Source organism: Actinoplanes sp. CA-142083 (assembly GCF_050942195.1).
Taxonomy (GTDB): domain Bacteria; phylum Actinomycetota; class Actinomycetes; order Mycobacteriales; family Micromonosporaceae; genus Actinoplanes.
On sequence record NZ_CP192076.1, the window covers coordinates 5,290,629 to 5,312,163 of the forward strand.

21 protein-coding genes and 1 riboswitch are annotated in these 21,535 nt (G+C 71.7%); of the genes, 6 read left to right on the forward strand and 15 right to left on the reverse strand.

Going from position 1 to position 21,535, the window contains the following annotated elements:
- Positions 1–46: 46 nt before the first annotated feature.
- Positions 47–2,539 carry a DEAD/DEAH box helicase gene (locus ACQPZX_RS24210; protein ID WP_433384664.1) on the reverse strand — a complete coding sequence of 831 codons (2,493 nt, stop codon included), beginning with the start codon at positions 2,537–2,539 and terminating at the stop codon, positions 47–49.
- A gap of 90 nt (positions 2,540–2,629) precedes the next feature.
- Between ACQPZX_RS24210 and ACQPZX_RS24215 the strand changes: the two genes are divergently transcribed.
- Positions 2,630–3,349 (forward strand): methyltransferase domain-containing protein, encoded by a 720-nt coding sequence (locus tag ACQPZX_RS24215; RefSeq protein WP_433384667.1) that lies wholly within the window; start codon positions 2,630–2,632, stop codon positions 3,347–3,349.
- On the opposite strand, the gene ACQPZX_RS24220 is transcribed toward ACQPZX_RS24215, so the two are convergent.
- Entirely contained in the window at positions 3,346–3,978 is a 633-nt protein-coding gene (locus ACQPZX_RS24220; RefSeq protein WP_433384670.1) for a nucleotidyl transferase AbiEii/AbiGii toxin family protein, read from the reverse strand. The genes ACQPZX_RS24215 and ACQPZX_RS24220 overlap by 4 nt on opposite strands.
- Entirely contained in the window at positions 3,975–4,316 is a 342-nt protein-coding gene (locus ACQPZX_RS24225; RefSeq protein ID WP_433384673.1) for a hypothetical protein, read from the reverse strand. The genes ACQPZX_RS24220 and ACQPZX_RS24225 overlap by 4 nt, the downstream gene beginning before the upstream one ends.
- A gap of 104 nt (positions 4,317–4,420) precedes the next feature.
- Between ACQPZX_RS24225 and ACQPZX_RS24230 the strand changes: the two genes are divergently transcribed.
- Entirely contained in the window at positions 4,421–6,955 is a 2,535-nt protein-coding gene (locus tag ACQPZX_RS24230) for a LuxR C-terminal-related transcriptional regulator (RefSeq protein ID WP_433384676.1), read from the forward strand.
- On the opposite strand, the gene ACQPZX_RS24235 is transcribed toward ACQPZX_RS24230, so the two are convergent.
- From ACQPZX_RS24235 to ACQPZX_RS24270, 8 genes are all read right to left on the reverse strand, one after another.
- Entirely contained in the window at positions 6,939–7,583 is a 645-nt protein-coding gene (locus tag ACQPZX_RS24235) for a response regulator (RefSeq protein WP_433384679.1), read from the reverse strand. The genes ACQPZX_RS24230 and ACQPZX_RS24235 overlap by 17 nt on opposite strands.
- Positions 7,576–8,799, reverse strand: coding sequence for a sensor histidine kinase (locus tag ACQPZX_RS24240; RefSeq protein WP_433384682.1), 1,224 nt, complete (start codon positions 8,797–8,799; stop codon positions 7,576–7,578). The genes ACQPZX_RS24235 and ACQPZX_RS24240 overlap by 8 nt, the downstream gene beginning before the upstream one ends.
- A gap of 7 nt (positions 8,800–8,806) precedes the next feature.
- Positions 8,807–9,538, reverse strand: a complete 732-nt coding sequence (locus ACQPZX_RS24245) for an ABC transporter permease (protein ID WP_433384685.1) — start codon at positions 9,536–9,538, stop codon at positions 8,807–8,809.
- Positions 9,535–10,251, reverse strand: coding sequence for an ABC transporter ATP-binding protein (locus tag ACQPZX_RS24250; protein ID WP_433384688.1), 717 nt, complete (start codon positions 10,249–10,251; stop codon positions 9,535–9,537). Before ACQPZX_RS24250 ends, ACQPZX_RS24245 begins: the two co-directional genes overlap by 4 nt.
- Positions 10,248–10,607, reverse strand: coding sequence for a hypothetical protein (locus ACQPZX_RS24255; protein WP_433384691.1), 360 nt, complete (start codon positions 10,605–10,607; stop codon positions 10,248–10,250). Before ACQPZX_RS24255 ends, ACQPZX_RS24250 begins: the two co-directional genes overlap by 4 nt.
- A 177-nt stretch (positions 10,608–10,784) precedes the next feature.
- Entirely contained in the window at positions 10,785–11,081 is a 297-nt protein-coding gene (locus tag ACQPZX_RS24260; protein ID WP_433384694.1) for a hypothetical protein, read from the reverse strand.
- Between the two features lie 123 nt (positions 11,082–11,204).
- Positions 11,205–11,570, reverse strand: coding sequence for a GntR family transcriptional regulator (locus tag ACQPZX_RS24265; RefSeq protein WP_433384697.1), 366 nt, complete (start codon positions 11,568–11,570; stop codon positions 11,205–11,207).
- A complete protein-coding gene (locus ACQPZX_RS24270) occupies positions 11,567–12,343 on the reverse strand; it encodes a hypothetical protein (protein WP_433384700.1) in 777 nt (258 codons plus the stop codon). Before ACQPZX_RS24270 ends, ACQPZX_RS24265 begins: the two co-directional genes overlap by 4 nt.
- A 141-nt stretch (positions 12,344–12,484) precedes the next feature.
- Here ACQPZX_RS24270 and ACQPZX_RS24275 point away from each other — a divergent pair, with 141 nt between their 5' ends.
- From ACQPZX_RS24275 to ACQPZX_RS24285, 3 genes are read left to right on the forward strand one after another with little or no spacing between them, the layout of a single operon-like run.
- The gene (locus tag ACQPZX_RS24275) at positions 12,485–12,802 is read left to right on the forward strand and encodes a hypothetical protein (RefSeq protein ID WP_433384703.1); all 318 of its coding nucleotides are present in this window, start codon (positions 12,485–12,487) and stop codon (positions 12,800–12,802) included.
- Positions 12,802–14,244 (forward strand): HD domain-containing phosphohydrolase, encoded by a 1,443-nt coding sequence (locus ACQPZX_RS24280; protein WP_433384706.1) that lies wholly within the window; start codon positions 12,802–12,804, stop codon positions 14,242–14,244. Before ACQPZX_RS24275 ends, ACQPZX_RS24280 begins: the two co-directional genes overlap by 1 nt.
- A gap of 51 nt (positions 14,245–14,295) precedes the next feature.
- Positions 14,296–15,246, forward strand: coding sequence for an NAD(P)H-dependent flavin oxidoreductase (locus ACQPZX_RS24285; RefSeq protein ID WP_433384710.1), 951 nt, complete (start codon positions 14,296–14,298; stop codon positions 15,244–15,246).
- Here ACQPZX_RS24285 and ACQPZX_RS24290 read toward each other — a convergent pair.
- Genes ACQPZX_RS24290 through mgrA form a run of 4 tightly spaced genes read right to left on the reverse strand, consistent with a single transcriptional unit; the run spans position 15,221 to position 18,048 of the window.
- Complete coding sequence (locus ACQPZX_RS24290; RefSeq protein ID WP_433384718.1) at positions 15,221–15,673, reverse strand: GNAT family N-acetyltransferase; 453 nt, start codon at positions 15,671–15,673, stop codon at positions 15,221–15,223. The genes ACQPZX_RS24285 and ACQPZX_RS24290 overlap by 26 nt on opposite strands.
- Positions 15,673–16,425 carry a nucleotidyltransferase domain-containing protein gene (locus ACQPZX_RS24295; protein ID WP_433384721.1) on the reverse strand — a complete coding sequence of 251 codons (753 nt, stop codon included), beginning with the start codon at positions 16,423–16,425 and terminating at the stop codon, positions 15,673–15,675. Before ACQPZX_RS24295 ends, ACQPZX_RS24290 begins: the two co-directional genes overlap by 1 nt.
- Entirely contained in the window at positions 16,422–17,096 is a 675-nt protein-coding gene (locus tag ACQPZX_RS24300; protein ID WP_433385406.1) for a nucleotidyltransferase domain-containing protein, read from the reverse strand. Before ACQPZX_RS24300 ends, ACQPZX_RS24295 begins: the two co-directional genes overlap by 4 nt.
- Positions 17,089–18,048, reverse strand: a complete 960-nt coding sequence (gene mgrA / locus ACQPZX_RS24305) for an L-glyceraldehyde 3-phosphate reductase (protein WP_433385409.1) — start codon at positions 18,046–18,048, stop codon at positions 17,089–17,091. The genes ACQPZX_RS24300 and mgrA overlap by 8 nt, the downstream gene beginning before the upstream one ends.
- Positions 18,049–18,135: 87 nt before the next feature.
- Positions 18,136–18,239: riboswitch (glycine riboswitch) on the forward strand.
- Between the two features lie 79 nt (positions 18,240–18,318).
- Here mgrA and gcvP point away from each other — a divergent pair.
- Positions 18,319–21,123: an aminomethyl-transferring glycine dehydrogenase gene (gcvP, locus tag ACQPZX_RS24310; protein WP_433384724.1), complete on the forward strand. Its 2,805-nt coding sequence runs from the start codon at positions 18,319–18,321 to the stop codon at positions 21,121–21,123.
- Positions 21,124–21,535 lie beyond the last annotated feature (412 nt).

A 21,535-nucleotide genomic window follows, 5' to 3' on the forward strand; every position in this document is an offset into this window, starting at 1 on the left:
CCAACCGGCCGCAGTGCCGGAAAGCCGCCACCGACCGGCGGCGATGTCATCCGGCGTGGGGGCCGACGGCCGTCACCACCACGGCGGCGGCGCCGGCCTCGTCGGAAGCGGCCAAGTCGACCGTCGCGTCGATGCCCCAGTCGTGGTCGCCGTCGGGGTCCTCGAAGACCTGGCGGACCGTCCACACCGCCGCCCCGGCGTCGATGTGCAGGAAGGCCGGGCCCCGGGCGGACGGCCCGGTGCCGATCGTGTCGTACTCCTCGAAGTAGTCCTCGATGGCGTCCTGCCAGCGGTCGGCGTCCCAGCCGGCGGCAGCGTCCATCTCGCCCAGCTCGTCCCAGCGGCGCAGCGCCGCCAGCTCGACCCGGCGGAACAGGGCGTTGCGGACCAGCACCCGGAAGGCCCGCGTGTTGCGGGTGACCGCCGGCGGCTTGTCGTCGAGGCGGATTTCCTCCTCGGTCGCGAGAGGGTTCCGCAGGCGCTCCCACTCGTCGAGCAGGCTGGAGTCGACCTGCCGCACCAGCTCGCCCAGCCATTCGATGAGATCCGTGAGCTCCTCGGTGCGGGCGTCCTCGGGCACCGTCTGCCGCAGGGCCCGGTACGCGTCCGCCAGGTAGCGCAGCACGAGGCCTTCGGAGCGGGACAGGCCGTAGAACGAGACGTACTCCGTGAATGTCATCGCCCGCTCGTACATGTCTCGCACGACGCTCTTGGGTTTGATCTCGTAGTCGGCCACCCAGGGATGGCCGCGCCGGTACGTCTCGTAGGCGCCTTCCAGCAGTTCGAGCAGGGGGCGCGGGTGGGTGACCTCTTCCAGGAGCTCCATGCGCTGCTCGTACTCGATGCCCTCGGCCTTCATGGCGTTGACGGCCTCGCCGCGGGCCTTCGTGCGCTGCGCGTAGAGGACCTGGCGCGGATCCTCGAGCGTGGACTCGATCACCGACACCACGTCGAGCGCGTAGGACGGGTCCTCGCGGCCGAGCAGCTCCAGGCAGGCCAGCGCGAACGGCGAGAGGGCCTGGTTGAGGGCGAAGTCGAGCTGCAGGTCTTCCACCAACTGATAGGTGCCGGTCGGGGTCCGCTCGATGACCCCGCCCGCGACCAGCGCGCGGGCGATCGCGATGGCTCGGCGGATATGCCGGCGCTGGGCGCCCGGCTCCTCGTGGTTGTCGGTGAGCAAGTGCCGCATCGCTGCGAACGGGTCGCCGCCGCGGGCGATGACGTTGAGCAGCATCGCGTGCGAGACCTGGAACGACGACGTGAGCGGCTCGGGGTCGGCGGCCACCAGGCGGTCGAAGGTCGGCTCGCCCCAGCCGATCGTGCCCTCCGGCGGCTTCTTGCGGACGACCTTGCGCCGCTTCTTGGGGTCGTCGCCGGCCTTGGCGAGGGCGCGCTCGTTGTCGATGACGTGCTCGGGCGCCTGCACGATGACCGTGCCGAGGGTGTCGAAGCCGGCGCGTCCGGCCCGCCCGGCGATCTGGTGGAACTCGCGGGCCTTGAGCAGCCGCGTCTTCACCCCGTCGTACTTCGACAGGCCGGTGAACAGGACCGTGCGGATCGGGACGTTGATGCCGACGCCCAGCGTGTCGGTCCCGCAGATCACCTTGAGCAGGCCCGCCTGGGCGAGGGTCTCCACCAGGCGGCGGTACTTCGGCAGCATGCCGGCGTGGTGGACGCCGATGCCGTGCCGGACCAGCCGGGACAGCTGCTTGCCGAAGCCGGCGGTGAAGCGGAAGTTGCCGATGGCGGTGGCGATCGCGTCCTTCTCGGCGCGGGTCGCCATGTTGACGCTCATCAGCGCCTGTGCGCGCTCGAGCGCGGCCGCCTGGGTGAAGTGCACGATGTAGATCGGGGCCTGGTGCGTCTGGAGGAGTTCCTCGATCGTCTCGTGCAACGGCGTCATCGCGTACGAGAAAATCAGCGGGACCGGTCGCTCGGCGCTGGCCACGACGGCCGTCTCGCGGCCGGTCCGCCGGCTGAGGTCGTCGACGAAACGCGTGGTGTCGCCGAGCGTCGCCGACATCAGCAGGAACTGGGCCTGGGGCAGCTCCACGATCGGCACCTGCCAGGCCCAGCCGCGGTCGGGCTCGGCGTAGAAGTGGAACTCGTCCATCACGACCTGGCCGACGTCGGCGTCGGCGCCCTCGCGCAGCGCCAGGTTGGCCAGGACCTCGGCGGTGCAGCAGATGATCGGGGCGTCCGGGTTGACGCTGGCGTCGCCGGTGAGCATGCCGACGTTGTGCGCCCCGAAGGTCGCGCAGAGGGCGAAGAACTTCTCGCTGACCAGGGCTTTGATCGGCGCGGTGTAGAAGGTGGTGCGCTCGCCGGCGAGGGCGATGAAGTGCGCGCCGGTCGCGACCAGGCTCTTGCCCGAGCCGGTGGGGGTGTTGAGGATGACGTTCGCGCCGGTCGCCAGCTCGATCAGCGCCTCCTCCTGGTGGGTGTAGAGGGCGAGGCCCTGCTCGGTGGCCCACTTCTGGAAGGCGTCGAAGACCGCGTCGGGGTCGGCGTTACCGGGCAGGCGATCCGTCAGCGTCATGATCCGTTAACCTTATCGACATCTAAGAAAGTGTGGAGATTCACAACTCGGGGGGTCCCGAACCCGCATGATCCCGTACTCTGCCCAGCCATGAGCACAATGGTGGATTTCCGGCGAGTGGTGAACCGGCTGCTTGGCCGGAAGGGCGCGAGCACTGTCGTGGCGAAGACCACGGAGTCGCGCGACAAGTGGGCGAGCGAGGCGCAGGAGGGCGAGTTCCTCTTCCACAAGAACGACACGTGGCGCAAGACCCCCGACTTCATGAACCAGACCGATCGGCTGTTGCGCCACTTCGGTTTCACCCCGGAACAGTACGCGGGGAAGGTGGTCGTGGACGTCGGGGCCGGGAGCATGCTGCGCACGAAGTTCTTCACGGACGCGCACCTGGTCGTCGTCGAGCCCCTCGCCGACCGGTTCCTCGCCGAGATCCCGGCCTGCGACCTCAAGGACGCCGCCGAGGTGTACTCGGAGCCGGCCGAGCAGCTCGTCGAGGGCCTCGTCGGCCGCTCCGACCTGGTGATCAGCATCAACGTGCTCGACCACTGCTTCGACTTCCCGCAGATCGTCGACAACATCCGGCAGTACCTGAAGCCGGACGGGGTGGCCTTCCTGACGTTCGACATGCACGACAAGGCCGACCACATGCACCCGCTGTCGCTGACCGAGAAGACCTGCAAGCCGATCTTCGATCAGGCGAAGCTGCGTATCGAAAAGGTGACGACGGGCGTCGGCGACGCGCTGGGTGGCGCCCAGACGTACGGGCACGGTCCGTTCACGCTGAACTACTGGCTGCGGCGCGCGGACGTCTAGGCCCTGGGCCACGCCTTGAGGCGGCCGCGAAGTTCGGCAATCTGCGGCGCGTCCATCCCATACAGGGCGAAGCGGGCATCGTCGATCCGGTCCAGGTAGCGACCGGCGTCGGCGATGTCCGCTTGTTCTATCGCCGGGTCGACGGCCCGGGCCAGGTCGAGGATCCGCTGCAGGGGATAGCGCTCGAGCGCCGCCGCCACGTCGATGTAGTCGCGAACCTCGCGCCGGTTGACCAGCGCGGCCACCTTCGTCGCGACCAGGTCGTCGAGGTGCATGACCGGGCCGAGCTCCATCACCACCGGCGCCCGGTTGCGGTCGAGCCGGCACAGCGTCAGCCGCAGCGCCTGGCCGTCGCCGCTGACGACGAACTCCTGCAGGTTCTCATCCATGCCGGCGAAGAGCTCGTCGCCCTCCTCGCGCACCACCCGGTAGCCGGCCTCCGTCAGCGCCGCCGCCACCTCGCCGGCCGCCGCGGAGACGGCGCCGTCGGTGTCGGTGAACAGGTCGACGTCCTCGGTCGGCCGGTCCACCAGGCCGTTGACCAGCCACGCGACGCCGCCGCCGAGGACGAACCCGTGTTTCTGCGCGACCGTGAGGGCCACCCGCGCGACGTCGCGGTAGAAGTTCACCCGGCGCGACGCAGGCGGGGATGACGGGCCTCCCACGCCACGCGCACGGCCCTCGGGAGATTCAAATGCGGCCATACGCGTACGAGGGTGGGGCCGTGCAGATAGGAGCGCAGCTCGCCGACGCGGATCGCCTCGCGCAGGACGTTCTCGTACATCCAGGCGAGCATGGTCGGCTCGGCCAGATCGAACGTGCCCCGCGGGCCCCACCACAGCCGCAGCGGCAGCTCGACCAGGCCCTCGGTGGGGCCGATGAGCTCGGCGAGGGTGCCGGCGACGAGGACGGGACGGTGCGGCCGGGCGAGGAGGGCGACCGGAGTGTCACGCGTCGTGGCGGGCATGTGATCAGCGTAAACCGACAACCCGCGCGAACCATAAGACCCTAGGTTCCTAGGATGGTCTACGCGCCGTGCGAGGGCGCACGGCTGTTCGCTACGTTTCGCGCGTGAGCAGTGCAGAGATCATCGGGCGCGACGCCGAGTTGGCCGCCCTGGACGCGTTCGTGTCGGCGCCCGGCGGCGGCGCCCTGGTGATCCGGGGCGAGGCCGGTGTGGGCAAGAGCGCTCTGCTGGCCTCCATCACGACCGAGCGGCGCGTCCTCAAGGCGGTCGGGGTCGAGGCGGAGTCGGGGTTCGCGTACGCGGGACTCCACCAGCTGCTCTACCCGGTGCTGCCGCACGCCGGCGGGCTCGACGCGGCGTTCGACACGATCTTCGGCAAGGGCGACGCGGAACCGCCGACCGTGCTGGCGCTCGGCATCGCGGTCCTCGACCTGCTCGCGCTGGCGGCGGGCGCCGGGCCGCTGCTGCTGATCGTGGACGACGCGCAGTGGCTCGATCCGCCGTCCACCGAGGTGCTCACGTTCATCGGGCGGCGGCTGGCCGGGCACGAGGTTCGGCTGCTGGCCGCCGTACGATCGGAAATCGCCTCGGGCTGGGACGCCGCCGCCCTGAACGAGTTGCCGGTTGTCCCGCTCGCCGCGGAGGCGGCCGAGAGGCTGCTCGATGCGCGGGCGCCGGGGCTGGCGGCGGCGGAACGCGACCAGGTGCTGCACGAGGCGCAGGGCAACCCACTCGCGCTGCTGGAGCTTCCGCAGACGGCCTCTCGCCAGGCGGGCCTGCCGTTGGCGCGGCGGCTGTACGGCGAGCGGATCGCCCGCCTGTCCCCGGACGAGCGGGCCGCTCTGCTGCGGGCCGCGCTCGACGGCCGGGTCCGCTACCGCCTCGAAGGGGTCGACAGCGCGGTAGCCGCCGGGCTGGTGATCGTGGACCCGGAGAGCGGGGAGCCGGCGTTCCGGCATCCGCTGGTGCGGGCGGCGCTGCTGCAGACGGCGACGCCGAACGAGCGGCGGGCCGCGCACCTCGACCTGGCCGCGCTGTACGAGGCGGACGCCGAGCGATATGCGACGCACCTGGCGGCGGCGACCGTGGACGCGTCCGAGGAGGTCGCTTCCGCTCTCGAAGAGGCGGCGCATTCGGCGAGCGGGCGAGGTGGCGCGGCGGCGGCCGTGGCGATGCTGACCCGGGCGGCCGAGCTGAGCCCGAGCCCGCGGGAGCGGTCGCGGCGCCTGGAAGAGGCGGCGTTCGTGGCGGCCCAGGCGGCGCTGCTCGACGAGGCGTCATCGCTGGGGGAGAGCACGTATGCGGCGCTCTATCGGGACGGGGATGTGCGGGCGGCGTTGTTCTCCGCCGAGGGGAAGCGTCCCGATCTCCTGCTGGCCAGCAGCCTTTTCGCGGGCGATCCGGCGCTGTGGCGGGCCACCGAGTCGGCGCTGGCGCCGGGCGCGGACGATCTCACGGGCATCTATCTGGATGCCTGGGGCGACGTCGCGCGGCGGGGCGGGGGAGTGGCCGAGCGGGTGCACGCCGCGTTCGGCCGGGTCGGCGACGGCCAGCCGTGGGACGTGATGCGGCTCGGCGTGGCGGCCTTCTACGTGGACGCTCTCGCCGAGCATCGTTCGCTGGTTCGGCGGATGGCGGCCCGCGAGGAACACGGCGGCGCGGTCACCAACGCGATGACGCTGCTGCAGCTGGTGCTGCTCGACCAGATCGGGGCGGGGGAGTGGGACGCGGCCGCCGAGACCGGGCGGCGCGGCCTCGAGCTGACCATCGAGCACGGGTACGCGCTGTTCGAGCACCAGTTCTACGGGTTCCTGGGCCTGCTGTCGGCGTGGCGCGGCGATCTCGACGCCGCCCGCCGGGCGGCGGACCGGCTCGACCGGTGGGCGCGGCCGCGCCGAGTGGGTTTCCTGACCGAGCTGGCCGAGGCGATCGGTCTGGCGGCGGGTCTGACGTCGGGTGACTACGAGGCCGCGTACGCGTACGCGACGGGCCTGACCGCGCCGGGCACGTTCACGCCGTATTCGCAGCAGGCGGTGCGCACGTTCTTCGACCTGGTGGAGGCGGCCGTGCACACCGGCCGAGCCGGGCAGGCCCGCGCGCACGCGCTGGCGGCCCGCGATCTCGGCCTGCCGGCGGTCTCGGGGCGGCTGGCGTTCCTCGTCGAGGCGGCGCTGGCGCTGGTGGAGGAGCCGGGGGCGACCTTCGAGGGCGCGGTGGCGCATCCGGCGGCCGCGGAGTTCCCGTTCGAGCTGGCCCGGGTGCGGCTCGCGCAGGGCATGTGGCTGCGCCGGCAGAAGGAGCGGGCCGCCGCCCGGCAGGTCCTGGCCCTCGCCGCGGAGGAGTTCGACCGGCTGGGGGCGCTGCCGTGGGCGCAGCGGGCGCGGGCCGAGCTGAAAGCGGGCGGGGCGGGTTCGGGCGGGGCGGGTTCGGGCGGGGCGGGCTCGGGCGGGGTGTCGGCGCTGACCCCGCAGGAGCGGGAGATCGCGGAGCTGGCAGCGAGCGGCCTGAGCAACAAGGAGATCGGGGCGAAGCTGTTCCTGTCGCCGCGCACGGTCGGCGCGCACCTGTACCGGGTGTTCCCGAAGCTGGGGGTGTCGTCGCGGGCGTCGCTGCGGGACGCGCTCACCGCGACGGAGTGAGCAGGCCCCGGTTGTAGCCCTCGGCGACGGCGGCGGCGCGGTCGTTGACGTCGAGCTTGGCGTAGATGTTGAGCAGGTGCGTCTTGACGGTGGCCTCGGTGATGAACAGCCGGGCGGCCGCCTCCCGGTTGGTGTGCCCGGCGGCGACCAGGCGCAGCACCTCCAGCTCGCGCTGGCTGAGCGGGCCGGTCGACGGGGCGGGAGTGCGCAGCCGGCTCATCAGGCGGGCGGCGACCGAGGGGGAGAGGGTGACCTCGCCGCGGGCGGCGGAGCGCACGGCGCGCAGCAGCTCGTCGCGGGGCGCGTCCTTGAGCAGGTATCCGGTGGCGCCGGCCTCGATGGCGGGCAGCACGTGGCTGTCGGTGTCGTAGGTGGTGAGCACGAGCACCCGCGACGCGATGCCGCGCTTGGCGAGCTCGCCGATCGCGGTGACGCCGTCCATGCCGGCCATCCGCAGGTCCATGAGGATGACGTCGGGGGCGAGGGTCTCGGCGAGCCGGACCGCCTCGGCGCCGTCGGAGGCCTCGCCGACCACGGTGAACTCGGGGTCGCGGGCGAACATGGCGCTCAGGCCGTCGCGGACGACGGGGTGGTCGTCGGCGATGAGCAGCTTGATCGGATCACTCATGCGGCACGCACACTGAAATTCCGGTTCCCATTCCCGCCTCCGATTCGATCTGCAGTGTGCCGTCGAGGGCCTCGATGCGCTGACGCATTGCTTCGAGCCCGAAGCCACGGTGCCCGTTGTCGGTTATGCCGGGGCCGTCGTCGCGGACGTCGAGAGCGGTCTGCTGGTCCATGTAGGAGAGCGTGAGGCCGACCCGGGTGGCCGTCGGCGCGTGCTTGGCGACGTTGGCCAGGGCCTCCTGGGCGGTGCGGAGCAGCGCCACCTCGGCCTCCGGCCGCAGCGTGCGGGTCTCGCCGGTGACGGTGACCTGGGCCGGGACGCCCTGCCGGGCCGACCATTTGGCCGCCACCTCGGTGATCGCGTCGGCCAGCCGGCCGGTCTCCAGGGGCTCGGGCCGCAGCTCGTTCACCGACCGCCGCGCCTCGGTGAGGCTCTCCCGGGCGAGCGCGGTCGCGGCGTCATGGTGCCGGCGCCAGGCGGCGGGCTCGTCGGCTGCGTGCTCGGCGGCCTGCAGCTGGGTGACGATGCCGGTGAGGCCCTGGGCGAGGGTGTCGTGGATCTCCCGGGCCATCCGGGCCCGCTCGTCGAGGACACCGGCCGTGCGGGCCTGCTCGACGAGCTTTTCCTGCAATGCCGCGTTGTCGGCGAGGGCCGCCGCCAGCCGGGCGTTGGCCTCCTGGGCCTCGCGCAGCGCGGCCTCCCGGCTGTCCTGGTGCCGGAACACGATCTCGCCGAACCAGGCGAGCAGGCACAATGGCACCACGTTTGCGACGACGACCGTGGCCCACTGGACCCACCCGAACCACGAGTGGTAGTCCAGGCCGGTGGCCTGCGCGGTGCCGGCCACCACGGCGGTGCCGGCGATGAAGAACAGCTCGCGCGGCCAGCCGATGATCCGGAACGCGTAGAAGTACAGCGCCACCGAGTAGAAACCGAACCAGGGGTTGCGGATCACCATGATCAGCCCGAAGAGGATCAGACCGGCCAGGAAGACGCTCATGATGCCGCGCCGCTCGCGCCACGGCGGATGCACGGTGAAGAAGACCAGGTTCCAGACCGCGGCCGCCGCGCAGAGCGCGAGGTCGATGGCGAGCGAGCCGGGCTGGTCGTGCTTGTAGGCGACGGTCAGGGCGGCCAGGAAGGCCAGCAACACGTACGGCACCACGGTGACCATCGGCCGTTGCCGGCGTTCCCAGGCCGTCTGCCAAGACTCCATCGCGCACCTACTCCCAGCGGAACAATCTAGCCGCCGCCACGGCCGCCGCGCTGGCCCAGGCGAGCAGTGTGACGAGGGCGAGCCAGTGCGGCCAGTGCCCGTTCGTGGCGTCCTGCATGGCGGTGACCGCGGCGCCCATCGGGCTGGCGTGGGCGATGTGCTGCAGCATGGTGGGCATGGCCGGGATCGGCAGGAACAGCCCGCCGAGGAAGACCATGGGGTAGAAGGTGGCGGCGCCGATCGCGTTGGCGGCCCGCCCGCCCGGCGCGGCGGCGGTGACGAGAAGGCCGATCGCGATCAGCGCGAGCGTCGCCAGCACCGTGGTGAGCAGGAATCCGGCCAGTTGCCGGGGCAGCTCCACGCCGAAGGCGAGCCGGGCGACCAGCAGCAACGCGGTCACCGCGACCATGGCGGTCAGCTGCATGATGATCAGCTGGGCGGCGAGGACCCGGACCGGCCCGACCGGGGTGGTCCGCAGCCGGCGCAGCACGCCGCGCTCGCGGTAACCGGCCAGGATCGGCGGCAGCACGTTGAGGGCGAGCATGGCCAGCACGAACGCCACCAGGATCGGCACGTAGATGTCGAGCAGGGTGAGCCCGCCCAGGTCGGCCCGATGCTCCCGGTAGAACGGCAGGTTGCCGAAGATGATCAGCAGGAGCAGCGGCAGTCCGACGCCGAACGCGGGCCCCGACTTGTCGCGCAGGAACAGCTTGAGCTCGGTCAGGGTCAGCGTGGTCATGCGGTCCTCCCGGTGAGGCTGACGAACGCGTCTTCGAGGGTGGGTTCGCCGGCCTCGGAGATGAGCTCGGCGGGACTGGCGGTGACGAGCACGCGCCCGGCGTCGATCACGGCGATCCGGTCGCAGAGGCGCTCGGCCTCCGGCATGAAGTGGGTGACCAGCACGATCGTGACGCCGCTGTCGCGGACGTCCGAGATCAGATCCCAGGTGTCACGGCGGGCGTGCGGGTCCAGGCCCGTGGTCAATTCATCGAGTACGGCGATCCGCGGCCGACCGACGAGGGCGAGCGCGATCGACAGCCGCTGCTTCTGGCCGCCGGACAGCTTCCCGTACGGCGTCTTCTCCTTGTTGGTGAGCCCCAGCTGCCCGAGCAGGTCCTTGATGTCGGCCGGATCCGGGTAGAAGGACTGGTAGAGCCGCATCGCCTCGCCGACGCGCAGCCGCTCGGGCAGCTGGCTGTCCTGCAACTGCACGCCCACCCGCCGGGTCAGCTCGGCGTGGTCGCGCTGCGGGTCGCGGCCCAGCACCCGGATCGTGCCCCGGTCCGGCTTGCGCAGCCCGACCAGGCACTCGACGGTGGTGGTCTTGCCCGCGCCGTTGCGCCCGAGGATCCCGAAGATCTCCCCCTGGTCGACCGTGAACGAGACGTCGTCGACCGCCACCGTGCCGCCGTAGCTCTTGTGCAGGTGCTCGACCTCGATCACGCCGGTCATCGCCGCACCGCCGACCGCCGGTTGACCTGTACCACGACCGGCAGCAGGAGCAGCCCGCAGATGGCCTGTTCGAGCCGGAACCACACCGGGAACGCCCCCGGCAGCGCCACGATCACCACGATCGCGACCAGCATGATCGCGGTGACGATCCGCAGCCGCAGCAGCATCCGCCGGTCGCCCCGCCGGGCCCGCACCGCGAAGAAGAGCGTGAGCAGCGAGGCCGCCGCCACGATCGTCCCGCGCACCCAGACCCCCGAGGTGACCATGGCCGCGTCGTGCCGGAACAGAATCACCGTCACCAGAGTCAGCACGCTGACCGCGGCATACCCGCCGATCAGCCACACAACATTGCGCATCTCTTTGCCTCCGTGTCGTTTCCCTTGACGGAGAGAAGAGTCGCAATCAGGGCCCCTCGCGCGGATCGCCCGATCTCCGGGGTGAGGGGTGGATTCGCCCGCTCACTCACCCGGCGGAGACCATCAACCGATCGGTGGAGTGGGGAGTTCGGTCGAGGACGGTGACGACCTCCAGAATCACCCCTGAGCCGGCGGTGGGACCTGTATCGAGCCCAGCGAGTCGATCGTGGCTTTCCAGAGGTTCGGCCAAGCGCGACGAGGCCCGACAACGAACGCGAGCTGAGAGAGACGCAGCGCCAGCGGGTCAGGCGTGGCCAGTGCCATTTCGTCCACGGCCTTGTGAACCCCGCCGATGAACGCGGCGGAACGAACCTGGCCGGGCGACCCGGCCTTGTCCCAGCTGGCGAGGGCGGGCGCGACGGGAAGCGCGTTGCCCACGTCCGTCGGCCGGGCGTAGAAGATGGGCGCGGTCACGACCGACCCTTGCGACGCACCACCACGTCACCATGCGGTTGGCGGCGGCCTTGGTCTCGTCGGCGGGTGGGGTCAGTCCGGTGAGGCCCGTACCTGCCGTCCGCCAATCCATGGGCTCGGAGTCTATGGCGTCGCGGCCTGGCCCAGGGCGGCCTCGATGATGCGGATGGCCTCGGTGGGGCCGATGCCGACGCTGGCGATGACCGCCGCGTAGTCGCGGGCGGCGCGGTGGGCCTGTTCGAGGGCCTGCTCGCCGGCGGCCGAGACGAAGGAGCCGGCCCGGCCGCGGGTTTCGATCAGGCCGGCCTCCTCCAGCTCGCGGTAGGCGCGGCCGACGGTGTTCACAGCCAGGCCGAGGTCGGCGGCCAGGCGGCGGATCGTCGGGAGTCTGGTGCCGACGGGCAGGGCGCGGTCGTGGATCTGGGTCGCGAGCTGGGCGCGGAGCTGTTCGTACGGCGGCGTGGGGGAGGCCGCGTCGATGACGATCATCGGGCGGCCATGGCTCGGCGTGCGGCCGTGCCGACGGCGCCGGCGCGGAGCTGGATCACGCAGAAGGCGATGACGCCGGCCACCACGAGGGCTATCGCGACCGCGTTCCACCAGCCGAGCGAGTCGCCGTACAGGAAGATCGCCGGCAGCGACCAGACCAGGCTGGGGGTGACCAGGGCGCGGGCGTCCTCGACCCGCATCACGACGTCGGCCGTCAGCGACACCTCGTCCTCGGCCACGGCGGGGCTTGCCAGCACCTGGCGCAGCTGCATGACCAGGCCGGCGCCGGCGCCCGCGAGGCCGATCAGCACCACGATCGCGCCGTTGCGCAGGCTGGGGTCGGCGAAGGGCAGCACGCTCACGGCTAGCAGCAGCGCGGCGGCGTAGCTGACGGCGGTGAAGATCGCGTACGGCCGGCCCAGCACCTGCCGCCAGCCCAGCTCGGCCGGGTGGGCGACCCGCCGGGACAGCTGCTCACCGGCCCGCCGGTCGGCCCGGCGCACCCACCAGCCGAGCTGCCACTGCCCGGCCAGCAGCGCGGCCACCAGCACCGTCAGCGCCAGCAGGGGCAGCCAGGAGGGGGAGGGCTTGCCCAGGCGCCAGGCGTGCATGCCGGCCGCGCCGAGCAGGAACAGGGCCAGCAGGACACTGCCGTACAGCTTCGCCAGCCGGCGCACCGCGAGCCGCGCCGCGATCAGCGGGGTCGGCTCGGCGTCGGCCAGGCCGTTGCTTGCCAGCCACCGCCCGGCCTCCGTGCGATCCGCTTCGCGCATGTCGCCGCCTCCCCATGTGTCGCAAACTTTGTCTCAACACCATGAGGCAAAACATGCGACAAAGTCAACCGGAGGTTTCGGGACTTTCGCCCCTCGCCAGTCCGGGGGCGCCCTCCTACCCTCGGGGGAGGAGGGGCCGACATGAGCGTCCTGTGCAAGGTGGGACGGCATTCCGGGGCGTGGTCGCTTCCCGGGAGCCGCTGCGAGATCGTCAGGATCTGCGACTCCTGCGGGAAGCGCGAGGAGCAGACGCGCCACACCTGGAGCCCGTTCGGTTACGTCAGCGAGGGCCGGTGCGACCAGATGCGCCGCTGCGAGCGGTGCGGCTCGGCCGAGTCGCGGCTCCGGCACGAGTGGGGCCCGTGGCTCTATCTCGACGACGAAATGGTCACGGCGCAGGTCCACACGTGCCGGCGATGCCGCGAGTCCGAGCGGACCAGGCGCTTCTCCACTCTCTGATGTCCCGGTCGACGCCGCCGCACGAACCCGGGGAGGTGCGCCTGCTCGAGGTGCTGGCGGCGCTGTCGCTCGCCACCGATCTGGGCATGGGGCAGCCGCTCGGGCACGCGCTGCGGTGCGCGCTCATCGCCGGCGGGATCGCCGACGAGCTGAGCCGGCCGGCGGCCGACCGGGCCGCCACGTGCTACACCGCGCTGGTGCGCTACGTGGGGTGCACGAGCGACGCGGCCGAGGTGGCCCGGTTCGCCGGTGACGAGATCGCGCTGGCGGCGGCGGTCGCGCCGTGGGTGATGGGCGACGCGGAGCAGGAGGAGCGGGCCGCCGGTGTGCCGGGCACGCCGGCCGCGAAGGCCGCCGCGATGGCCGCACACTGCGAGGCCGCCGGGCTGCTGGTGGCGCGGCTGCCGCTGGGGCCGGAGATGGTGGCGGCGGTCCGCGGCGGCTTCGCCCGCTGGGACGGCGCCGGCTATCCGCCGGGCCTGGCCGGGGAGGAGATCCCGCTGCCCGCGCGGATCGCGATCGTCGCCCGCGACGTCGAGCTGTGGTCGCGTACCGGCGGCCCGGCGGCCGCCGTGGAGGTGGCCCGCGAACGACGGGGACGGGCGTACGACCCTCGGGTCGTGGACGCCTTCTGCGCCGCCGCGCCACCGTTGCTGGCGCGGGCCGGCGCCGCCGGGTGGGACGAGCTGCTGGCGGCCGAGCCGTTCCCGCTACGCGTCGCGCCCGCGCACCTGGGTGAGCTGCTCGAGGTGCTGGCCGACTTCGCCGACGCGAAGGTGCCGGCCGAGCTCGGCCGGTCCCGCTTGGTGTCCCGGCTGGCCGGACGGGCCGGCGGATACCTGGGCCTGGACGGCCCGACCGCGGCCCACGCCGGGCTGGTCGCCGACCTGGGACGGGCCGGCGTCAGCACCGCGGTGTGGGCCGGCCAGGGCCGCCTGTCGCTGCCGGAGTGGGAGCAGGTACGGCTGCACCCGTACCTCTCGGAGCGGATCCTGTCCCGCTCCCCGGGCCTCCGGCCGCTGGCCGCACCGGCGGGCGCGCACCACGAGCGGCTCGACGGCTCCGGCTACTACCGCGGGGTCGGCGCCGGCGAGCTGACCCTGACCCAGCAGGTGGTGGCGACGGCGGACGCGTACGCGACCGGCACCCTTCTCGCCGAGGCCCGCGCCGGCCGGTTCGACCGGCAGTGCGCCGACGCCGTGCTCGCCGCCGCCGGCGAGCCCGTGCCGCCGCCCCCGCGATGGCCCGCCGGGCTCACCGACCGGGAGGTCGACGTGCTGCGGCTGGCCTGCCGCGGCCAGACCAAGCAGGGCGTCGCCGACCGGCTGGGCATCTCGGCCAAGACGGTGAACCGGCATCTGGAGAGCAGCTACGCCAAGATGGGGGTGTCGACCCGCGCCGCCGCCGCGCTCTTCGCGATGCAGCACGGCCTGCTGGGCTGATGGGGTGTTCGCCCGATGTGCCTGCGAGCCCGCGCGCCCACCCTGTGGGCCATGCACACCACACTCTGCGACGTTCTCGGCATCGAGGCGCCCATCATCGGGGCACCCTTCGGACCCTGGGATTCGGTCGAGCTGGCCGCGGCGATCTGCGCCGCCGGCGGGCTGGGCAGCCTCGGCACGGCGGTGCGGCCGGTGCCCGACCTCCAGCGGCAATGGGCCCGCCTGCGCGAGCTGACCGACCGCCCCTTCGCGATCAACCACGTCACCCGCCCGTTCGACGAGAGCGCGTTCGCGGCCACCCTGGCCGCGCGCCCGGCGGCGATCTCGTTCCACCTCGGCGATCCCGGCGACCTGGTGGCCCGCGCGCACGACGCCGGGATCCGCTGGATCCAGCAGGTCATGGACGTCGAGCAGGCCCGCCAGGCGGTCCGCCGGCGGGTCGACGTCATCGTGGCGCAGGGCGGCGAGGCGGGCGGCCACAGCGGCTTCATCGGCACGATGGTCCTGGTGCCGCAGGTGGTGGACGTGGCCGGCGACATCCCGGTGGCCGCCGCCGGTGGCATCGCCGACGGGCGCGGCCTCGCCGCCGCGCTGGCCCTCGGCGCGCAGGGGGTCGCCATGGGCACGCGTTTCCTCGCGACGCCCGAGATGCGGATCAGTCCCGCGTGGAAGCGGATGATCGTCGAGGCCGACGCGGGCGACGCCGTCCAGGCCGAGGAGCTCGAAGTGCTGCTGCCGCCGTACAACCGGCCGCACTATCCGGCGCTCGGCCGGGTGCTACGCACCCCGTTCCTGGACGAGTGGTCGGGCCGCCCCGCCGAGCTCGCCGACCGGGCCGCGGAGCTGGCCCCGGTCCTCGTGCGCGAGGTGCTCGGAGGCGGCGGCCACGAGTATGTTCCGTTCGCCGGGCAGAGCGTCGGGTTGATCCACGAGGTGCGGCCGGCCGGCGACATCGTCCGCGAGACGGTGCGCGACGCTACCCCGAGGGCAGTTCGCGCGTGATCAGCCGCCGCCCCTCGTCGATGAAGCCGCGCCCACGGTAGATCTCGAACAGATGCGAAACGTCCGCCCCGTTCGGCGCGATGACGATCTCCAGCTGCGCGGCCCCGATCCCGGTGGCCCACCGGGCGGCGTCCTCGATCAGGTCGCCGGCCAGCCCGCGCCGCCGGGCCGCCGGCACGACGTAGAGATCCTCCAGCTCGGCGATCAGCCCGTTCTCCAGGCCGTAGGAGGACGTCGAGATCCCGAACGCGACGATCTCGCCGTCCTCCTCGACCACGGCGGCATGCGCGGCGTCGCTGACCAGCAGATGCCTGAGGTGCTTCGCCAGACGCGAGCGCGGCGTGGCGAAGCCGTCCTCGGCGTAGAAGGCGACCGCAAGCTCCAGAACCGCCTCGAAATCGTCGGCCCGTGCCGCCCGCAGCGTCATCAGACCGTGGCCAGACGCGAGGTGACGACCAGGTCGTGCAGGGCCGCGACGGCGTCGGGCGAGGGTGACGCGGGCAGCGGCGACGCGTCCCGGGCCTCCTCCAGCTCGGCGCGCAGCCGCGGCACCTCCCGATCGAGCAACTCGGCCACCCCATCGGGCAGCGGTGCGTGCTCCGCCGACCGCTTGGCCGCGATCAGATCGCGGACGTAAGGCAGCTCGTCGCCGAGCACGCGCAGGTCGGCGACCACCTCGCCGGTGCGCATCAGGTGGATGCCGGTGAGCAGCACCCGCAGCGTGTACAGCGCCGGCTTCAGCTCGCCGTTCTGCGTGTAGAGCCGTTCCTGGCCGGCCGCGAACCCCAGGTAGTGGTGGGCGTGCCCGCTCGTGACCAGCCCGGGCGCGAGGTCGACCAGCGCGGCGTGCGTCGGCGAGCTGACCACGACGAGCGGCGAGAGCAGCTGCTCCAGCACGTACCCGTTGCGGCTGTTCAGCAGGCGCGCGAACTTGGCCAGGTCGTGGCTCACCACGTCGAGCTCGACGCCGTCGCGCACACCGCCGGACTGCACGGTCTGGGGGCCGTTGACCAGCCCGAGCACTTCGGCGGCCGGCAGCAGGTGGCTCGCCCGCAGGTCGAGGTCGGAGTCGACCGACGCGAACCCGTAGAGGTGCGCGCCGCTGACCGTGGCGAAGACCAGGGGATAGGCCAGGGAATGGGCGATCTCCGCGGCCCACTCCGACACGTCGATGGTCATTCCAACCCCCTTTCCCGTACGCGATGAAGCAGTTGATCTATTTTGGCGGTGTCGGGAAGCTCGCGCAGCCGGGTTTCCGCCGCGGCCGCGGCCAGGTCGCGCTGGAGATCCTCGGACCAGGCGGTGACCTCGGGCCACGGGACCTCGCCGCGCTTGACCGCCAGCAGGCGCTCGCGATGGTCGCTCACGTCGAGCAGGATCTCGCCGGTGCGCAGCACGTGCGAGCCGGCCATCAGCAAGCGGATCATGTGCATGGCCTGCTTGTGGTTGGTCTCGCCGGTGCGGTCGCGGCGCGTGTCGACCCGGGCGAGCTGGTCCCGGGCGTACGCGCCATAGGTCGTCGCCACCCGGCGTGACAGGAACGCCTGGCGCAACCCGCGCAACTCCTCGCCGTCGGGGGTGATCCGCTCGATCAGCGGGGACCACAGCACTTCCAGGACCGTCGGGTTGGCCTGCAGCGCGAGCACGCAGAACCGCTCGATCTCCCACGAGAACTGCTCGGGAAGCGGGCCGTCGAGGTGGGTGGGCGGCTTCGAGAGGCTCCAGAACAGGCGGGTGGGCGCGGCGAACACGCCCCGGCGGTCGTGGTCGGAGCCCGGGCCGTCGAGGCCGTAGGCGCGGGATCCGACCACGACGCCGAGGATCGTGTGGTCCGGCACGAGGTCAGAGATCGAGCACCGTCGCGTCGATCTCGCCCAGCTCCTCGGCGGTGAGCACGAGGTTCCTGGTGGCGGCGATGTTGTTCTCCAGCTGCTCGACGCTGCTCGCGCCGATGATGAGGCTGGTCATCCGCTCGTCGCGCAGCGCCCACGCCAGGGCCATCTGCGCCAGGGACTGGCCGCGGCGCTTGGCGATGTCGTTGAGCGAGTGGATGCGGGCCATCGTCTTGTTGTCGAGGTCGCTCTCGTTGAGGAAGACGCTGGTGCGCACCCGCGAGTCGTCCGGCACCCCGCCCAGGTAGCGGTCGGTGAGCAGGCCCTGCTGCAGCGGGCTGTAGGCGATGCAGCCGGCGCCGGCCTCCTCCAGGGTGTCGAGCAGGTTGTCGCGCTCGATCCAGCGGTTCAGGATCGAGTACGACGGCTGGTGGATCAGCAGCGGCGTGCCCAGCTCGCGCAGGATCGCGGCGATGCGGGCGGTCTGCTCCGCGTTGTAGTTGCTGATGCCGGCGTACAGCGCCTTGCCGGCGCGGACCACGGCGTCCAGCGCGGAGGCGGTCTCCTCGAGCGGGGTGTCCGGGTCGGGCCGGTGGTGGTAGAAGATGTCGACGTAGTCGAGGCCGAGCCGCTTCAGCGACTGGTCGAGGGAGCTGACCAGGTATTTCCGGCTGCCCCACTCGCCGTAGGGGCCTTCCCACATGTGGTAGCCGGCCTTGGTCGAGATGATGATCTCGTCGCGGTAAGGCTTGAGGTCGCTTTTCAACAGCCGGCCGAAGTTGCTCTCCGCGCTGCCCGGCGGGGGACCGTAGTTGTTGGCGAGGTCGAAGTGCGTGACGCCCAGGTCGAAGGCGCGGCGGACGATGTCGCGCTGCCGGTCGAGCGGGCGGCCGTCGCCGAAGTTGTGCCACAGGCCGAGCGAGACCGCCGGCAGTTTGAGGCCGCTGCGGCCGGTCCGCCGGTAAGTCATGGAGTCGTAGCGGGTGTCCGCGGGGGTGTAGGTCACATGCACACCCTAGGGATACGCGGTTGAAACGTGATCACTGGTAGCTTGGTCGGCAGCCACGCGGGAGAGTTCACGGGCTTTTCTTAAAGCCTTGGTGGCGCCGAAGGGGCAAATCCTCCCCGGAACCTCTCAGGCAAACGGACCGCGTGGGCAAGCGACTCTGAAGTACCCGTGTGGGTATGACAGAGGGGGAGGCCGCATTGTCGACCTCCCGCTTCGCTAGGAGCCGCCGTCATGACGTTCGCAGCCCGGCACATCGGCCCGGACCCCGACGAGCAGACCCACATGCTCAAGACCATCGGCTATCCGTCGCTGGACGCGCTGATGGACGCCGCCATCCCGGAGGTGATCCGGTGGCACGGCGAGCTCGACCTGCCCCCGGCCGCCTCCGAGGAGGAGACGATCGCCGAGCTGCGGTCGATCGCGGCGAAGAACACGGTGGCGACCCCGATGATCGGGCTCGGCTACCACGGCACCTTCACCCCCGCGGTGATCAAGCGGAACGTGCTGGAGAACCCGGCCTGGTACACGGCCTACACGCCGTACCAGCCGGAGATCAGCCAGGGCCGGCTCGAGGCGCTGCTCAACTTCCAGACCATGGTCACCGACCTCACCGGGCTGACCACGGCCAACGCCTCGATGCTCGACGAGGGCACCGCGGTCGCCGAGGCGATGACTTTGGCGCGACGAGCTTCAAAATCCAAGTCTTCCGTGTACGTCGTGGACGCCGACACGCTTCCGCAGACGCTGGCCGTGCTGCGCACTCGGGCCGAGCCGCTCGGGATCACGCTCGAGCTGGTGGACCTGGACGGCGACTCGCCGTTGCCGGCGGAATATTTCGGACTTCACTTGCAGTACCCGGGTGTTTCCGGCGCGGTTCGGGACCACTCGGCGTTGATCTCCGCCGCCCACTCCGTCGGTGCGCTGGTCACGGTGGCGGCCGACCTGCTGGCGCTGACGCTGCTGCGGGCGCCGGGGGAGATCGGGGCCGACATCGCGGCCGGGACCACGCAGCGCTTCGGGGTGCCGCTCGGCTTCGGCGGGCCGCACGCCGGCTACCTCGCGGTGCGGGCCGGGCTGGAGCGGTCGCTTCCCGGAAGACTCGTGGGTGTGTCCAAGGACGCGGACGGCGCTCCCGCGTACCGGCTGGCCCTGCAGACCCGCGAGCAGCACATCCGGCGGGAGAAGGCGACCAGCAACATCTGTACGGCTCAGGTGCTGCTCGCCGTGATGGCCAGCATGTACGCCGTGTACCACGGGCCGGACGGGCTTCGGCGGATCGCCAAACGCGTACACGATCATGCTTTGACCCTGGCCGGCAGCCTTGCCGCCGGTGGCGTCGAGGTCGCTCACGACGCCTTCTTCGACACGGTGACGGCCGTCGTCCCCGGGCGAGCTTTTGAGATCGTGGAGGCCGCCGCGGCTTCGGGGATCGACCTGCGGCTGGTCTCCTCGGACCGGGTGTCGATCTCCTGCGACGAGACGACGACCCCTTCGCACATCGCGGGCGTGCTGTCGGCCTTCGGAGTGCCGGTGTCGGCCCCGGCCGCGTGCGGCGCCGTGCCGCTGGGCCGGACCAGCACCTACCTGACCCACCCGGTGTTCAACACCCACCACTCCGAGACGAGCATGCTGCGCTACCTGCGCAAGCTCTCCGACCGCGACTACGCGCTCGACCGGGGCATGATCCCGCTCGGCTCGTGCACGATGAAGCTCAATGCCACCACCGAGATGGAAGCGGTGACCTGGCCCGCTTTCGCCGACATCCACCCGTACGCCCCGGCGTCGCAGACGGTCGGCTACGAGCACCTGGTCAGCCAGCTCGAGACCTGGCTGGCGGAGATCACCGGGTACGACGCGGTCAGCGTGCAGCCCAACGCCGGCTCGCAGGGTGAGCTGGCCGGCCTGCTCGCCATCCGCGGCTACCACCGCTCCCGCGGCGAGGCGCACCGCGACGTGTGCCTGATCCCGTCCAGCGCGCACGGCACCAATGCGGCCAGCGCGGTCATGGCCGGCATGCGGGTGGTGGTCGTGGCCTGCGACGACCTCGGCAACGTGGACATGTCGGACCTTTCTCTTAAAATCGAAACGCACGCCGCTTCGCTCGCCGCGATCATGGTGACCTACCCGTCGACCCACGGCGTCTACGAGACGTCGATCGCCGACCTGTGCGCCCAGGTGCACGAGGCCGGCGGCCAGGTCTACGTCGACGGCGCGAACCTCAACGCGCTGGTCGGATACTCCCGGCCCGGCAAGTTCGGCGCCGACGTGTCCCACCTGAACCTGCACAAGACCTTCTGCATCCCGCACGGCGGCGGCGGTCCCGGCGTCGGCCCGGTGGCGGTGCGCGCGCACCTGTCGGCGTTCCTGCCGGGGAACCCGCTGCTGCCCGGCGAGCACCACGCGGTGTCGGCGGCCCCGCACGGCTCGGCCGGGATCCTGCCGATCTCGTGGGCCTACCTGCGGATGATGGGCCCCGACGGCCTCGCCGCGGCGACCGGCGCGGCGGTGCTGGCGGCCAACTACGTGGCGTCGCGGCTGCGCGAGCACTACCCGGTGCTGTACGCCGGCAACAACGGCCTGGTCGCCCACGAGTGCATCCTCGACCTGCGGCCCATCACCAAGGCGACCGGCGTCTCGGTCGACGACGTGGCCAAGCGCCTGATCGACTACGGCTTCCACGCGCCGACCATGTCGTTCCCGGTGGCCGGCACGCTGATGGTCGAGCCGACCGAGAGCGAGGACCTCGCCGAGCTCGACCGCTTCGTCGAGGCGATGATCGCCATCAAGGCGGAGATCGACCAGGTGGCCGCCGGCGTGTGGCCGGTCGCGGACAGCCCGCTGTCCAACGCCCCGCACACGGCCTCGTCGGTCACCGCCGACGAATGGGACCACCCGTACTCACGGTCGCTCGCCGCGTACCCGGCCGGGGTCGACCGCACGGCCAAGTATTGGCCGCCGGTCCGGCGCATCGACGGCGCCTACGGCGACCGGAACCTCGTCTGTTCGTGCCCCTCACCGGAGGCGTTCGAAGACTGAGGTTTCGCTTAAGGGCGCGGATCTTCGGATCCGCGCCCTTTGTTGTTCCTGTGCACTCGCTGTATATCGCGTCGTGCCAAATTACGGGTATATGTAGGCATTCGCGATGTCGTTCGGGAACTGAGGGTAGGCAAAGCTGATCATTACGGAAGCGACAACTCCGCATACGCAGAGTGGTATTTCGCCGGACCTGCCATCGCCGATCGGGTGAACCTGGGTGGCCGTTCGGCCAATGTTTCGCACCGGCAGTCCGTCGGGTGGCTCGCCCGTCGCGGCAGTCTTCGGGGGTAGGCGCCGTCACAGAAAATGGAAATGATTCGTGTTCACGCACCGTGACGGCCCTGGCAGGACGCCGGAGAGCCCGGCGACGGCCCTTGCCGAGGTGTCGGGAAGTGGTCGACAAGCACGCTTC

Bases quoted from the DNA above. Each gene is read 5' to 3' on its own strand.
- ACQPZX_RS24210 (WP_433384664.1), bottom strand. From the start codon at position 2,539: ATGACGCTGACGGATCGCCTGCCCGGTAACGCCGACCCCGACGCGGTC.
- ACQPZX_RS24215 (WP_433384667.1), top strand. From the start codon at position 2,630: ATGAGCACAATGGTGGATTTCCGGCGAGTGGTGAACCGGCTGCTTGGC.
- ACQPZX_RS24225 (WP_433384673.1), bottom strand. From the start codon at position 4,316: ATGCCCGCCACGACGCGTGACACTCCGGTCGCCCTCCTCGCCCGGCCG.
- ACQPZX_RS24235 (WP_433384679.1), bottom strand. From the start codon at position 7,583: ATGAGTGATCCGATCAAGCTGCTCATCGCCGACGACCACCCCGTCGTC.
- ACQPZX_RS24240 (WP_433384682.1), bottom strand. From the start codon at position 8,799: ATGGAGTCTTGGCAGACGGCCTGGGAACGCCGGCAACGGCCGATGGTC.
- ACQPZX_RS24245 (WP_433384685.1), bottom strand. From the start codon at position 9,538: ATGACCACGCTGACCCTGACCGAGCTCAAGCTGTTCCTGCGCGACAAG.
- ACQPZX_RS24250 (WP_433384688.1), bottom strand. From the start codon at position 10,251: ATGACCGGCGTGATCGAGGTCGAGCACCTGCACAAGAGCTACGGCGGC.
- ACQPZX_RS24255 (WP_433384691.1), bottom strand. From the start codon at position 10,607: ATGCGCAATGTTGTGTGGCTGATCGGCGGGTATGCCGCGGTCAGCGTG.
- ACQPZX_RS24265 (WP_433384697.1), bottom strand. From the start codon at position 11,570: ATGATCGTCATCGACGCGGCCTCCCCCACGCCGCCGTACGAACAGCTC.
- ACQPZX_RS24270 (WP_433384700.1), bottom strand. From the start codon at position 12,343: ATGCGCGAAGCGGATCGCACGGAGGCCGGGCGGTGGCTGGCAAGCAAC.
- ACQPZX_RS24275 (WP_433384703.1), top strand. From the start codon at position 12,485: ATGAGCGTCCTGTGCAAGGTGGGACGGCATTCCGGGGCGTGGTCGCTT.
- ACQPZX_RS24280 (WP_433384706.1), top strand. From the start codon at position 12,802: ATGTCCCGGTCGACGCCGCCGCACGAACCCGGGGAGGTGCGCCTGCTC.
- ACQPZX_RS24285 (WP_433384710.1), top strand. From the start codon at position 14,296: ATGCACACCACACTCTGCGACGTTCTCGGCATCGAGGCGCCCATCATC.
- ACQPZX_RS24290 (WP_433384718.1), bottom strand. From the start codon at position 15,673: ATGACGCTGCGGGCGGCACGGGCCGACGATTTCGAGGCGGTTCTGGAG.
- ACQPZX_RS24295 (WP_433384721.1), bottom strand. From the start codon at position 16,425: ATGACCATCGACGTGTCGGAGTGGGCCGCGGAGATCGCCCATTCCCTG.
- mgrA (WP_433385409.1), bottom strand. From the start codon at position 18,048: ATGACTTACCGGCGGACCGGCCGCAGCGGCCTCAAACTGCCGGCGGTC.
- gcvP (WP_433384724.1), top strand. From the start codon at position 18,319: ATGACGTTCGCAGCCCGGCACATCGGCCCGGACCCCGACGAGCAGACC.